Origin of the sequence: Aldersonia kunmingensis (assembly GCF_001646865.1) — a bacterium.
GTDB classification, from domain to species: Bacteria; Actinomycetota; Actinomycetes; order Mycobacteriales; family Mycobacteriaceae; genus Aldersonia; species Aldersonia kunmingensis.
In genome coordinates this window covers 1-13732 of the sequence record NZ_LRRB01000045.1, presented here as the reverse complement: position 1 = coordinate 13732, position 13732 = coordinate 1, and the positions used below count along the sequence as shown (strand labels likewise).

General features: G+C 66.4%; 12 protein-coding genes. 6 read left to right on the top strand and 6 right to left on the bottom strand.

Going from position 1 to position 13732, the window contains the following annotated elements:
- On the bottom strand, positions 1-1271 hold a 1271-nt coding region (locus tag A8G08_RS03755), incomplete at its 3' end, for a WS/DGAT/MGAT family O-acyltransferase (protein WP_068270334.1).
- A 166-nt stretch (positions 1272-1437) separates the two neighbouring features.
- On the opposite strand from A8G08_RS03755, the gene A8G08_RS03750 reads away from it, so the two are divergent.
- From A8G08_RS03750 to A8G08_RS03740, 3 genes are read left to right on the top strand one after another with little or no spacing between them, the layout of a single operon-like run.
- Positions 1438-1734, top strand: coding sequence for a hypothetical protein (locus A8G08_RS03750; RefSeq protein ID WP_068270332.1), 297 nt, complete (start codon positions 1438-1440; stop codon positions 1732-1734).
- A 42-nt stretch (positions 1735-1776) separates the two neighbouring features.
- Positions 1777-2838, top strand: coding sequence for an ATP-dependent DNA ligase (locus tag A8G08_RS03745; protein ID WP_068270329.1), 1062 nt, complete (start codon positions 1777-1779; stop codon positions 2836-2838).
- Positions 2831-3940 carry a DNA polymerase domain-containing protein gene (locus tag A8G08_RS03740; protein WP_068270325.1) on the top strand — a complete coding sequence of 370 codons (1110 nt, stop codon included), beginning with the start codon at positions 2831-2833 and terminating at the stop codon, positions 3938-3940. The genes A8G08_RS03745 and A8G08_RS03740 overlap by 8 nt, the downstream gene beginning before the upstream one ends.
- Positions 3941-4116: 176 nt before the next feature.
- Here A8G08_RS03740 and nhaA read toward each other — a convergent pair whose 3' ends face one another.
- Positions 4117-5994 (bottom strand): Na+/H+ antiporter NhaA, encoded by a 1878-nt coding sequence (gene nhaA, locus A8G08_RS03735; RefSeq protein ID WP_068270322.1) that lies wholly within the window; start codon positions 5992-5994, stop codon positions 4117-4119.
- A 173-nt stretch (positions 5995-6167) separates the two neighbouring features.
- On the opposite strand from nhaA, the gene A8G08_RS03730 reads away from it, so the two are divergent.
- The 3 genes from A8G08_RS03730 (at position 6168) to A8G08_RS03720 (ending at position 9184) form a co-directional block, all read left to right on the top strand.
- Positions 6168-6707, top strand: a complete 540-nt coding sequence (locus A8G08_RS03730) for a DUF6764 family protein (protein WP_157108389.1) — start codon at positions 6168-6170, stop codon at positions 6705-6707.
- Between the two features lie 68 nt (positions 6708-6775).
- The gene (locus A8G08_RS03725) at positions 6776-8113 is read left to right on the top strand and encodes a cytochrome P450 (RefSeq protein WP_068270319.1); all 1338 of its coding nucleotides are present in this window, start codon (positions 6776-6778) and stop codon (positions 8111-8113) included.
- A 198-nt stretch (positions 8114-8311) separates the two neighbouring features.
- The gene (locus tag A8G08_RS03720; protein WP_068270317.1) at positions 8312-9184 is read left to right on the top strand and encodes a L,D-transpeptidase; all 873 of its coding nucleotides are present in this window, start codon (positions 8312-8314) and stop codon (positions 9182-9184) included.
- Between the two features lie 66 nt (positions 9185-9250).
- Here A8G08_RS03720 and A8G08_RS03715 read toward each other — a convergent pair whose 3' ends face one another.
- The 4 genes from A8G08_RS03715 to A8G08_RS03700 all read right to left on the bottom strand — a co-directional run.
- Positions 9251-11218 (bottom strand): M13 family metallopeptidase, encoded by a 1968-nt coding sequence (locus tag A8G08_RS03715; protein WP_068270314.1) that lies wholly within the window; start codon positions 11216-11218, stop codon positions 9251-9253.
- Between the two features lie 65 nt (positions 11219-11283).
- On the bottom strand, positions 11284-11943 hold the full coding sequence (locus tag A8G08_RS03710; RefSeq protein WP_084435922.1) for a DUF4190 domain-containing protein: 660 nt from the start codon (positions 11941-11943) through the stop codon (positions 11284-11286).
- A gap of 19 nt (positions 11944-11962) precedes the next feature.
- Positions 11963-12736 (bottom strand): pirin family protein, encoded by a 774-nt coding sequence (locus A8G08_RS03705; RefSeq protein WP_068270311.1) that lies wholly within the window; start codon positions 12734-12736, stop codon positions 11963-11965.
- A 108-nt stretch (positions 12737-12844) separates the two neighbouring features.
- A partial coding sequence (locus A8G08_RS03700; protein ID WP_068270309.1) for a pirin family protein occupies positions 12845-13732 on the bottom strand: 888 nt, incomplete at its 5' end.

Sequence of the window (13732 nt, the reverse complement as noted above, 5' to 3'; positions counted from 1 at the left end):
CCGATCAGGCCGAAGTCGAGGAAGCGGGCCCGGCTGGTCAGGGTGATGTTCAGTGCGAAGCCGTCGAGCACCACCGACAGCGGATACAGGCCGTCGAGCCGGGCGCCGTTGTAGAAGAGGTCCTCCTTCGGTCCGGGCACGTTCGAAATCAGGATGTTGAACGACGGCGGTGCGAAGCGGACGTAACCGGGCACGGCGGCCAGCGCGACCGAGGAGAGGTTTACCGCGCCGATTGCCATCGCCTGCAGTGGGCTGACCCCCCGCACGAGTTCCTTTCCGGCATCCATCGATTCGGTAATCGCGCGCAACTGGTCGAGCGGGTCCGACAGGTGGGTGCCGAGGTTGCACAGGATGATGCTCACCGCATTGCCCCCTTGCGAGTCGTCGGTGCGCAGCGACACCGGAACCGCCGCGATCAGTGGTGTGTCCGGTAGGGCCGCCTGTTCGAGCAGGTAGGAGCGCAGCGCGCCCCCGCACATCGCGAGCACGATGTCGTTGAGCTTGGTGCCGGTGGACCGCGCGACGCCTTGCAGTCTGTCCATCGGCCAGGTCTGTGCGGCGAATCGGCGCGCGCCGCCGATCGGCACGTTGAACATCGTCCGTGGGGCTTGTCCCGGACCGATCGCAGGGCTGCTGCCGAGTGTCTTTTCGGCGAGCCGGAGGGCGGTGGGGCCGAGCCCAGCGAGGTCTCCGACGAGGTTGGCCCCTGCCTGTAACAGCGACGGCCCACCGGATCCCGATCGTCGCTGCCGACGCTCCTGCGGTGACCACGGTGCGAGACAGTCACGCGCGTTCGGATCGGGGCTGAGCGTCTTCTCCAGCATGCGCAGCGCAGAGATGCCGTCGAGCAGCGAGTGGTGAATCTTCGTGTAGACGGCGACGCGGTTGTCTTCCAAACCTTCGATGACGTGCATCTCCCACAGCGGCATGTGCCGGTCGAGCAGCGTGCCATGCAGGCGCGACAACAACGCGAGAAGTTCGCGGATACGTCCGGGGCGAGGCAATGCGGACAACCGCACGTGGTACTCGAAGTCGACCTCGTCGACTTCCGTCATCCGGAATTGGCCCAGCGTGCCGACCGGCTGCGCGGGGCGTAATCGGTAGATGGGATGGGTGTCGGTGTGCGCGAGGAGGCTCTCGTAGACCTCGCGGGTGTACTCCGGCCCTGCGTCTTCGGGCGGCTCGTAAAGCTGCAGCCCACCCACATGCAACGGATGTTCTCGACTCTCGCCGAGCAGGAAGATCGAATCGCTCGGTGCAAGAAATCCCATGGTCGCGCCCGTCTTGAGTCGGAACCGTCTTGCCCGACACGCCGAACCGACGGTGTTCTACGAGGTTGCTTGTCCTCGACTGTAAGCCGATTTGGGCCGCGGCGCGGGCCGTCAACGCAGGTAGGCTCGGTGCCGTTCCAGAGCGCGATTGGGGGTGGCGATTGGTATGGGATCGGCGTATATCGCGGTGCTCGCGTTGATCGGGGTCGGCGTCCTGCTCGACCAATTGTTGCTGTGGTTCGAACGCCGCGGGTGGATGTATTGGCGCAAGACCACGGCACCGGGCGGGGGCGGCGCAGCGGGCATGTTCGGGGAGATGGCGAACCTCTTCACACCGTCGAACCGCCATGTTGTCGAGGAGATGGAACGAAACCGGATCGTGCGGGCGGAGACCGCGATCGCCGGCGATATCGATCTCGACGGCGGCAAGGTGTGGATCGAGCCTCGCGATCAGCGCCCGTAAATTCTTCAAGTTCGTGTCGCCCGGTGCTGCCATGATGAGGCAATGCGCCTACCCGTACGGCCGCCGCTGAAGCCCATGCTCGCGAAGGCCGCGGCCGCAGTACCCGAGCAGCCATCGGACGACGAGCCGGTGTGGTTGTACGAACCGAAGTGGGATGGCTTCCGCACGATCGTTTTTCGCGACGGCGACGACGTGGTGCTCGGTTCGCGCAACACCAAGGATCTCGGCCGCTACTTCCCCGAGATGGTGGAAGCGGTGAAGGCGGAATTGCCGGAGCGGTGCGTGGTGGACGGTGAACTCGTCGTTCCCCGCGAGATCGACGGCCGGATTCGACTGGACTGGGAGGCGTTGTCCTCGCGAATTCACCCCGCGGAGAGCCGAATTCGGATGCTCGCCGAGGAGTTCCCGGCCAAGTTCGTCGGCTTCGACCTGCTCGCGATCGACGACGAGGACCTCACCGAAACGCCACTGCGGCAACGCCGTGAACGCCTGCTCGAGATCATCGGTGACGGACCGTCCATCCACACCACGGTGGCCACGATGGATCCGGGGACGGCGCTGCGCTGGTTCTCCGAGTTCGAGGGAGCCGGACTCGACGGCGTCATCGCGAAGCGGCTCGGTGGGCGGTATGTGCCGGACAAGCGGGAGATGGTGAAGGTCAAGCACGCGCGCACCGCGGATGTGGTGGTGCTCGGCTATCGGATGCACAAGAACATCCACGGCATCGGGTCGATGCTGCTCGGACTCTACGACGGCGACGAACTGCGCATGATCGGTGGCGCCGCCGCGTTCACCGAGGCGAAGCGCAAGCAATACCTGGAAGAACTCGAACCGCTGCGGGCCGGGGACGAACTGGCCACCGGCGAGGTGAACCGCTGGCGGTCCAGTGCGGATGCAAGTTTCGTGCCGCTGCGGCCGGAACTGGTGGTCGAGGTGGCGTACGACCAGATGGAGGGCGCGCGGCTGCGGCACGCGGCCCGGTTCGTGCGTTGGCGGCCGGACCGGGAACCCCGCTCTTGTACCTACGACCAGCTCGAGGTGCCGGTGAACTACGACTTCGCCGACGTGCTCGCCGGAGGAGCCGCGGAGGAAGCTCATGGCTAAAGCGCCCGCAACGGAGATCGAGGTGCCGACTCCCGACGGCTCTTCCCGCGCGGTACGCGTGACGAATCCGGATCGCGAAATCTATCCCGCGACCGATCGCACGCCTGCGGTGTCGAAGCTGATGGTCGCCGAGTATTTCGCCGCGGTCGGTGAGCCGCTGCTCCGCGTGCTCGGGAACCGGCCGACGGCGCTGGAGCGATGGCCCGGCGGAGTACACCCAGGGGGTCGACTTGCCGTGGGGCCCAACGATCGTGAGGCCGACGGCTTCTATCAGAAGCGGGTAATGAAGGGCGCGCCCGACTATGTCCGCACCGCGCGCGTCACCTTCCCATCCGGCCGGACCGCCGAGGAGCTTTGTCTCTCGGAGGTGGCGGTCGCCGTCTGGTGCGCGCAGATGGGGACGATCACGTTTCACCCGTGGCCGGTGCGGCTGACAGACGAGCCGACTTCGCTGGATCACCCGGACGAGCTTCGTATCGACCTCGATCCGCAACCAGGAACAACGTTCGCCGATGTGGTTCGTGTGGCGACGCTGGCGCGCGACGTTCTCGCCGAACTGGGCCTCACGGCGTTCTGCAAAACGTCCGGCAACCGGGGCGTGCACGTCTTCGTGCGCATCGAACCCCGTTGGGATTTTCAGGATGTTCGGCACGCCGCCATCGCGCTCGGCCGGGAGCTGGAGAAGCGTGATTCCGGCACTACGGTCGCGTGGTGGAAAGAGGAACGCGGGGACCGCATCTTCGTGGACTACAACCAGAACTGCCGGGACCGATCGATCGCCGCGGCGTACTCACTGCGTGCCGTGCAGGGCGCTCCCGTCTCGACGCCGCTCACGTGGTCGGACCTCGCAGACGTGCAAGATCCGCGCGAGTTCAACCTGTTCACGGTGCCGGACCGGCTGGCCGATGTCGGCGACGCATGGGCCGATATGGACACGCAGGCGTACTCGATCCAGCCGTTGCTGGATTTGTGGGACGCAAATCCGGTCGAACTGAACTTCCCGCCGGACTATCCCAAGATGCCGGGCGAGCCGCCGCGGGTGCAGCCGAGCAAGAAGGTGGCCGAGCACTGGGACGACGAGGGCAACCGGATACCTGACTGAACGATCCACCGCGCGTAGCTCAGATCCCTGTGCGTTCACGATGTGGGACGGCCCGTTCGGCCGCGAACGGAAGATTTGTTGCGTTAGACGGAGTGAACGCTTCCGTTCACCCCGCCTAACGCAACAAATCCTCCATCCACTATGTGAGACGAGTGCGCCCGGAAGTCGCGGGATCGCTACTCCCTCGACTCCGCCGGCCGCAAGGCCTCCAACTGCGCGATCAGAGTCGCCGCGTCGTAATGCCCGCGGTGCCGGACCGGGGTCTCCACGCCCACCCCGATGAAGAATGTCGGGGTGCCGTTCACGTCGCTGGACTCGGCGTCGATCGAGTCGTCGTCCACACGGCCGGCGTACCGGCTGATCCGCAGGTCTTCGTCGAACCGGTCGACATCGAGGACCAGATTCTCGGCGTAGGTGCGGATGTCGTCCGGCGCGAGTGCCTCGTGGTTGAGGAACAGCGTGTCGTGCATCTCCCAGAACTTCCCTTGCGCCGCAGCAGCTTCCGCGGCTTGGGCGGCGTAGCGCGCGGACGGGTGGTGCTCCTCGAGTGGGAGGTGCCGGAAAACGTAGCGCAACTCGTCGCCGAAGTGATCGCGTACCTGCCGGATGCTGCCGGTGGCCTTACTGCAGAACGGGCACTCGAAGTCGCCGTACTCAACCAGGGTCAGCGGGGCGTCCGCCGGGCCGCGAACGTGATCCCGATCGAGGTCGATCGGGCGCAGCAGCTGTGCGTTGGCGTCCGCGGACTCGGGGTGCAGCCGGCGATCCACTGCGAAGATCGTCCAGCCGAGCAGCGTCGCGATCACCGTCGCCGCAAGCACGCCGATCCGGGCCTCGTCGGCGAGCGCGGAGTCGCCGAGCGCGAGGTCGACGATGAACAGCGAAATCGTGAAGCCGATACCCGACAGCGCCGCGCCACCGGCGAGCCACGATGGCCGTAGCCCGGGCGCGAGGCTGCCGGGCCGGATCCGCTCCACAAGGCCCGAGGTGCCGGCGATCCCGATGAATTTGCCGGCTACGAGGCCGACCACGATGCCCCACGTCACCGGGGAGGTCGCGGCCGCACGCATCGTGTCGGCGGACAGCGTCACGCCCGCATTGGCCAGCGCGAAAAGCGGCACGATGAGGAAACTTGTGTATGGCTCGTGCAGGCGCATGAGGCGCTCGTTGACCGAAACCGCGCGGTCGAGCCCGAGGCGCGCCGCGCGGGCGTACTCGGGATTGGGCGATTGGCGGAACGCGCGGGTGAGCTCCGCGGCCCGTTCCACCTCGGAGCGCCGCGGCGGGTATACCGGCAGGATCAGCGCGATCATCACGCCGGCCAGTGTCGGATGCACGCCGGACTCGTAAAACGCGAGCCAGGTCAGCACCGAAACCACCGCATAACCGAACCCGCGCCACGCGCCCTGGCGCCGTAGCCAGGCGATTGCGAGCAGGCCGATCGCCGCGAAACCGAGGGGGGCGAGCCGCAGGTCATCGGTGTAGACCACCGCGATAACGGCCAGCGCGCCGATATCGTCGGCCACCGCGAGTGTCAGTAGGAAGACCCGTAGTCGGGCGCCGCAGGCCGGGCCGACCAGCGCGAGCGCGCCGAGTAGGAACGCGGTGTCGGTGGAGATCACGACGCCCCACGCGCTCGATGCCTCGCCGCTCGGGTTGAGCAGCAGGAACAACGCCGCGGGCACGGCGAGACCCGCAATCGCGGCGATGATCGGGGTCATCGCACGGCGGCGGTCGGTGAGCTCGCCGGTGGTGAACTCGCGTTTCACATCGAGCCCGACGACGAAGAAGAACAGCGTCATCAGGCCGTCGTTGACCCAGTGCATCAGGTTCATGCTCAGCGACATGTCGCCGAGGCTGATCGTCAGCGGTGTATGCCAGAACTCCGAATAGCTTTGCGACCAAGGCGAATTGGCCCAGATAAGCGCGATGAGCGTGGCGCCGAGCAGCATTGCAGCGGCGAGTGATTCGGCGTTTCCGTCGCGCCGGGCATCCTGCACGGTGCCGACCAGGCGATGGAACAGCCGGGGGTCGCCCACGGTTTGTTCGGCCACGTGTTCACCCGCTCTGTCGATCGTGTTTACCTTCGAAAGCGACAATGCGGGCAAGCGTATTCGCATTCCCGCGCCACCATGTCTCGAGTGGCCAACGGTCTGGATTGATGAGTCATTCCCCAACGGCGGAGCGGGTAGCGTGGGTTTCTGACGTTGGGCAAAGGGAGGCCTCGATGATCGCGCAAATCCTGGTGTCCGGCGTTGCGGTCGGAGGGATGGCGCTGGCCGCCCCTGCCCTGGCCGCGGCCGAGGCTATGGACACCCCCGTCCCGGAGACGGTGAACACGGCGAGCGCGCTGCCCGTGAGTTGCTCGTCGAGCGGGGGTACGAGCATGACGATCGTCGACGGCGTCAACGCGTGTGGCAGTGAGTCGGACCCGAGCGGCATCGCCAACGCCTACGGACTCGGCGGTGTCGGATACGCGAAGGCGGTCGCGGGGGCGATGGCGATCGGGGTTGGCCTCGACGGCGGAGTCGGTGCCAGCGAGGGCTCTGGCGGCATTCCGGCCGCGATCGGCGTCGGGCCGGGCAGCGTGGCAATCACCTCGGTGAGTCATGGCGCGCTGTCGATCGCGATTGCCTTGAACAACTCCCAAGCGCTCGCCGCAGACGCAGATCAGGGCGTTATTTGCCAGGGCGTGAACGCGCTGGCCTGGAACGTCCAGGCGGGCCGTGCGTGCATTGCCACACCAGCGGGTATTTGGATGTTGTAGCCAATCTCTCCGGGGGGAGCGATGAACACGCAGGTGAACCGGGTTCCACGTCGGGACGTAGTGGGGGCATGAGCACCCCGACTGATCCGCGCGCGCCCAGGCTGCTGGCGCTGCACTGGGCTGCCGCCGCGCTCGACCCCGCCCGGTACTTCGAGTGGCGTCGCGAGCACGACGGCGACCCGTTCGTCGTGCGGTTTCCCCGCTTTGGCGATGTTCTGTTCACCGGCACCTCGGCGGGTGCGCGCGCCATCTTCCGCGCTCCCGTGGACGTCTTCGAGGCCGCGCAACCCAACCCGATCGCGCCGATGGTGGGCGATTCCTCGCTGATCCTGCTCGATGGTGAAGATCACCGCCGCGGACGCGCGTTGCTGATGCCAACCTTCCACGGCCAGCGCATTCGCGCGTATGCAGGGATGATCCGCGAATCCGCGCTGCACGAGATATCGCGCTGGCATCCGGGCGACCGGGTCGATTCGCGCGTCGCGTCTCGGGCGATCACGCTGCGGGTAATCCTGCGCGCGGTGTTCGGCATCGAGGGTGACGACCGGTGCGACGAGTACTCGCAAACCGTGGTGAATTTCCTCGGCTCCTACTCCGGCGCCCTGATGCTGGCGCCCGCGTTGCGTCGCCAGGTGCTCGGGCTCGGGCCGTGGGCGCACTTCCTCCGCCAGCGTGAGCGGTTCGACGAGCTGCTCACAGCCGATATCGAGCACCGCAGGCAGGCCGGCGACGGTGGCGCGCCGGACGTCCTTGGCATGCTGCTCGACGCCCGATACGACGACGGTTCCGCGCTCGATGACACCGAGTTGCGCGAACAGTTGCGCTCGCTGCTCGTTGCCGGTCACGAGACCACCGCGACCTCGGTGGTGTGGGCGCTGTACCACCTGCACCGCAACCCTGCGGTGCTCGAACGACTGCTCGACGAACTCGCCACTGCGGGCGACGACGCACACGCGTTTGCGGCGCTGCCGTACCTCGACGCGGTGTGCCGCGAGGCGCTTCGGCTCCACCCGCCGGTGCCGATCATCCTGCGGCGCCTGCGCGGTCCGCTCACCGTGCGCGGCGTGCGACGAGACGCCGGTGACGCGGTCGGGATCTCGTTGACGCTTTTGCACTCCGATCCGGAGGTGTGGTCGAACCCTGGCCAGTTCGAGCCGCAGCGATTCCTCGACCGGAATTACAAGCCCTTCGAATATGCGCCTTTCGGCGGTGGACATCGCCGGTGCATCGGGGCATCGCTGGCCGAATACGAGATGCGGATCGTGCTCGCCACAATCCTGACCCAGGTCCGGCTCGAATTGCCTGATCGGGTGCGACGTTCCGCGCCGCCTGTCTCCGTGCCGCACAACATCGCCACCGGCCCGCGCCGGCCGATAATGTTCGACGTTGTCGGGCGCGTTGCGTGACCGGTTTCACACCGGGCCGCACCACGAAAAATGTTGTGCACGTCTCATTTCGACCGTGATGTTGCACGTTCTGATTGGCCATCACCGGAACTTTGTGAACTAATGGGTAAAGGTCTCAGCGCGGTCACGACGACGCGCCACACGACTATGTCCGCCGGAATCTCCGCGCGGAGAAGTACAGGAACAGGTGTTTCAGCCATGACGACAGTTCGACCAATTCGAAAGCACGGCGCCCGCTGGGGTGCTCGCGCCGCGATGGCCGTCGCCGGAGCTTCCCTGACCGGTCTCGCAGTGCTCGTGCCCGCCCAGGCAGATCCGCTCTGGCCTGGTGGCCCCGACGTGCCGGGCGTGCCCGCGCTCGTCCCTCCGGGTTCGGCCGGTGTGCCGGGCCTTCCGCAGCTGACCGTCCCGCTCGCGCCGACCGAGCAGCCCTCGGTCTTCCCCGCGAATGGCGAGGTAGTCGGCGGCAAGCGCGCCGTAGATGTTTTCTTCCGTGAGCCGATCACCGATCGGGCCGCCGCGGAATCGACCGTTTCGGTCACTCCGTCGATGTCGGTCGCCGGCCACTTCAACTGGGTCGACGACAGCCACCTGCAGTGGGTGCCGGACGACTTCTGGCCGCGCAACACCGCGGTCACCGTGCAGGCCACCGGTAGCGGAACGGCGTTCAAGATCAGCGACGCCTTCGAGGCGGTCGCGGACGCGGGTTCGCACGTCTTCTCCGTGAAGATCGGCGGCGATGTCGTTCGCGAGATGCCGACAGCACTCGGCAAGCCGGGCCACGAGTCGCCGAACGGCACCTTCAAGGTGCTGGCCAAGGAAGCCGACGTGGTGATGGACTCCTCCACGTACGGCGTGCCGATCGACGCTCCCGAGGGCTACCGCGTCGACGTCAAGTGGGCCACCCGCCTGACCTGGGACGGCATATACGTCCATGCCGCACCGTGGTCGGTGGATGACCAGGGCAACGCGAACGTCAGCCACGGTTGCATCAACCTGAGCACCGCGAATGCCAAGTGGTACTTCGACAACGTGCGCAATGGCGATGCCGTGACGATCGTCAACGCCTGACATAGCTAGAAAGAAACGGGCCGCCTGCAAACGCAGGCGGCCCGTTTTTCGTTTACCTGGGCACGATTACCAGATCTTGACCCGCTGATCCGGGTCCAGGTACAGCGCGTCGCCCTCATTCACGTCGAACGCCTCGTGGAAGCTGTCCATGTTGCGCACCACGCCGTTGCAGCGGAACTCCGGCGGCGAGTGCGGGTCGACGGTGAGTCGGCGCGTCGCTTCCTCGTCGCGGGCCTTCGTCCGCCACACCTGTGCCCAGCCGTAGAAGACGCGCTGCAGCCCGGTCAGACCGTCGATGACCGGTGCTTCCTTGCCGTCGGTGGCGATCTTGTACGCCTCGACCGCGATGGACAGGCCGCCCAGGTCGCCGATGTTCTCACCGATCGTGAATTCGCCGTTCACGCGATGGCCGGGCAGCGCCTTCGGCTCGAACTCGTTGTACTGCGCGATCAGCGCCTTCGTCCGCTTGCCGAACTCGGTGCGGTCGTCGTCGGTCCACCAATCGATCATGTTCCCGTCGCCGTCGTACTTCGCGCCCTGGTCGTCGAAGCCGTGTCCGATCTCGTGGCCGATCACGGCGCCGATTCCGCCGTAGTTCGCCGCGTCATCGGCCACGGCGTCGAAGAACGGGGGCTGCAGGATCGCGGCCGGGAAGACGATCTCGTTCATACCCGGGTTGTAGTAGGCGTTCACGGTCTGCGGTGTCATGAACCACTCGTCGCGGTCCACCGGGCCACCGAGCTTGGCGAGATCGCGGTCGTGCTCCGCGGCGTAACCGCGCCGGTAGTTGCCGATCAGGTCGGCAGGCTCGATGACGATCGCCGAGTAGTCCCGCCACTTCTCGGGATAGCCGATTTTCGGCGTGAACTTGTCCAGCTTGGTCAGCGCGGCGGTCCTGGTGTCGGCGCCCATCCAGTCCAGGTCGCTGATATTGCGCCGGTAGGCCTCGCGCAGGTTGTCGACGAGTTCGACCATCCGCTCCTTGGCTGCGGGCGGGAAGTGCCGCTCGACGTAGAGCTTGCCGACGGCCTCGCCGAGCAGTTCCTGCACCAGTCCGACGCCGCGCTTCCAGCGCTCGGGGATTTCCTTGGTGCCGGTGAGCCGGGTGCCGTAGAACGCGTAGTACTCCTCGACGATGGCCGCGGTAAGGAAGCGGGCGCGCGCGCGAAGAATTCGCCACGTCGCCCATGCCTGCCAGTCGGCAAGTGATTCCTGCGCCCACACGTCACCGAACACCCGGATGAAGCTGGGCTGGCGGACGACGATCTCGGTGAACCGCTCGGTGGAATCGGCCGAACCCTCGTTGAGCGTGGCGATCCAGGCGATCCAGTTGAAGCTCGGCGCGGCCGAGACGACGTTGTCGAAGCTCACCAGGTTGTAGCTGCGCTCGGCGTCGCGGCGCTGCACGACGTCCCAGTGTCCGGCGGCAAGCTTGGTTTCGAGCTCGAGCACGCGCGCCGCGTCGTAGTTCACGCCGGCCAGCGCGAACATCCGCCCGATATGGGCGACGTAGTCAGCGCGCAGTTCCGCGTGCTCGTCGAGGCGGTAGTAGGACTCGTCGGGCAGGCCGAGGCCGGCCTGCGTGAAGTGCACGATGTAGCGCTCAGAGTTCTTCGCGTCGGTGTCGACGTAGTCCCCAACCGCGCCGACCACGCCGCAGCGCTGCAACCGGCCGAGCACGGCGGCCATCGAATCGCGATCCTGTACGGCGCGCACTGCCGCCAGCTCCGCGGCGATCGGCTCGATACCGGCGGCCTCGACGGCCTCCGCGTCCATGAAGCTCGCGTAGAGGTCACCGATGCGTTGCGTATCGGTGCCGCGCTCGGCGCCTGCGTCCGCCGCCTCGATGATGATGTTCTGCGCGTCGATCTCGGCCTGGTCGTAGAGGGCGCGGAAAGCGCCGTCCACCGCGCGGTCCCCGGGAATCTCGTACTCGTCGAGCCAGCTGCCGTTGACGTGGACGAACAAGTCGTCCTGCGGGCGCACCGAGGTGTCGCGATGGGAGAGGTCGATACCGGAGATTTGCGCGGTCATCTGACCATATTTACACCGTGCCCGGATTGCCGCAGCTCAGGTCACCACCCGCGGAAGCGGCTCGCTCAGCGCGGCGCGAACGACGGTTGCGGGGAGATGGTGATGTCGAAGCGGTCCTCGATGTTGTTCTGGAACTCCCGGTCGCACTGATCCTGCGCGGCGCGGTCGTTTCCGGCGTCGCGGATGCAATCGATGTAGTCGCCGCCGCCGACCGAATTGAAGATCCCGACACCGATGACGATCAGCACGATCGAGGCGATCACGCCGAGCACACCGAGCACGATGCCGCCGATCGCCATGCCCCCGCCGCCCGCACCGTCACTGCGGCTACGGCTCAGCGCGATGAATCCGAGGACAAGCGCAATCAGTCCGAGGCCAATCCCGCCGACGATGGTCCAGCACAGCAGTAGGGCAAAAATGCCGATGACCAGCGCCGCGATCGCGAGCCCGTTGCCGCGCTTCGGCGGTTCGCCGTAGTACTGACCGCCCTGGTACCCGGGCTGACCGTACTGGCCCTGGCCGTATTGACCTTGCCCATACTGGCCTTGGCCGTACTGCGAGCCTTGTCCGTACTGTTGGGAGCCCTGGCCGTAGGGCTGGCCCTGACCGTACTGACCCTGCCCGTACCCAGGTGGTGGGCCGTACTGCGGGTTTTGGCCGTAGGGCGGGTTCTGGGGGTACTGCGGGTTTTGCCCCTGGCCTTCGGGCGGCGGTGGTTGCGACATGCTGGCGACCTCCTAAAGGTCAGTCCGGCGGCCCGAGGCGGGCGTGCATCTCCCAGATCAGAATCTCGGCGGGTTCGACCGAGGAAACACGCTGGCCACCGGAGTTGGAGAGTCGCACGGCGTCGCCGGCGTACAGCGGCCCGGCACCCTCCATCTCAACCGTGCCACGGGTGACGAACAAATGCAGGAACGGCGCGTCCGGCAACGTCACCGAGCGGTCGCCGGTCAGCCGCGCGGCGTGCAGCGCGGAGTACTTACTGTTGATCGTGATGGCAGTGGAATTGCGGTGTGCCGGCATTCCGGATGCGACCGTGACGAGTCCACCGCGTAGCAGTTCGTCGTCGATCTCGAGCTGCTCGTAGCCCGGGGTCAGCCCACCTTCGTCGGGCACGACCCACATCTGGATGAAATGGACTGGGTCGGTGCTGTTTTCGGACACGCGGATGGTGCTCAGGTCGTTCTTCTCGGAGTGGAGGATGCCGGTTCCTGCGCTCATCCGTTGCGCGAGCCCGGGGTAGATCACGCCGTTGTGGCCCAGCGAGTCCTGATGGACCAGGCTGCCGTCGAGCACCCAGGTCACGATCTCCATGTCGCGGTGTGGATGTGTCTCGAACCCGGTGCCCGGCAGCACGATGTCGTCGTTGTTCACGAGCAGCAAACCGTGGTGGGTGTTCTCGGGATCGTAGTTCGCACCGAATGAGAACGAGTGTTTCGAATCCAGCCAGGCGACGCGGGTTTTCAGCCGATCGCCACCGCGGTGGATATCGATGTGCGGCGTTACTGGCGCGGCCACGCCCGACCTCCCTTGCTGTGGTCAGTGGGTTCTACTCAGAGTACGGCAGCGACAGCGTGACGGTTCGGATCACCGTCACGCTGCGCCTACATGGGTGCTACAGGTGGATTACAGCCGTGCGTGTTCGGCGGGGATGCTGCCCAGCCGGCCGGCCTCGAAGTCTTCGAATGCGTCGATGACCTCTTGGCGAGTGTTCATCACGAACGGACCGGCCATGGCGATCGGTTCGCGAATCGGCTTGCCGCCCAGGATGAATACCTCGAGCGAGCCGGTGCGCTGGTCTTGTCGGTCGGAGGCCGAGACCGTGATCGCGTCGCCGGTGTGGCCCGGTGCGAACACCGCCGTCTGACCCATCTCGATCGGCCGCTGTTCGGGCCCGACCGTGCCGGAGCCGGCGAGGACGTAGAGCACCGCGTTGAACTCGGAGTTCCACGGCAGCGTCAGCTTCGCGCCGGGCGCGATCGTCGCGTGCGCCAGAGCAATTGGCGTATAGGTGGACCCGGGACCCTGATTGCCGTCGATCTCGCCTGCGATCACCCGGACCAGTGCGCCGCCGTCCGGCGACGACACGAGCTTCACCTTCTCGCCCGTGATGTCCTGGTAGCGCGGTGCCACCAATTTGTTCGACCGCGGCAGGTTCACCCACAGTTGCAGGCCGTGGAACAGACCGCCGGAGACGACGAGGTGTTCGGGCGGAGTTTCGATGTGCAGGATTCCGCCGCCGGCGGTCATCCACTGGGTGTCGCCACCGCCGATCGATCCGCCGCCGCCGTTGGAGTCCTGGTGCTCCATGATCCCGTCGATCATGTAGGTGACCGTCTCGAATCCGCGGTGCGGGTGCCACGGGGTGCCCTTCGGCTCGCCCGGCGCGTACTCCACCTCGCCCATCTGGTCCAGATGGATGAACGGGTCGAGCAGCTGCATGGGGATGCCGGCGAAAGCGCGGCGCACCGGGAATCCCTCACCCTCGAATCCACGGGGTGCTGTGGTCAGGCT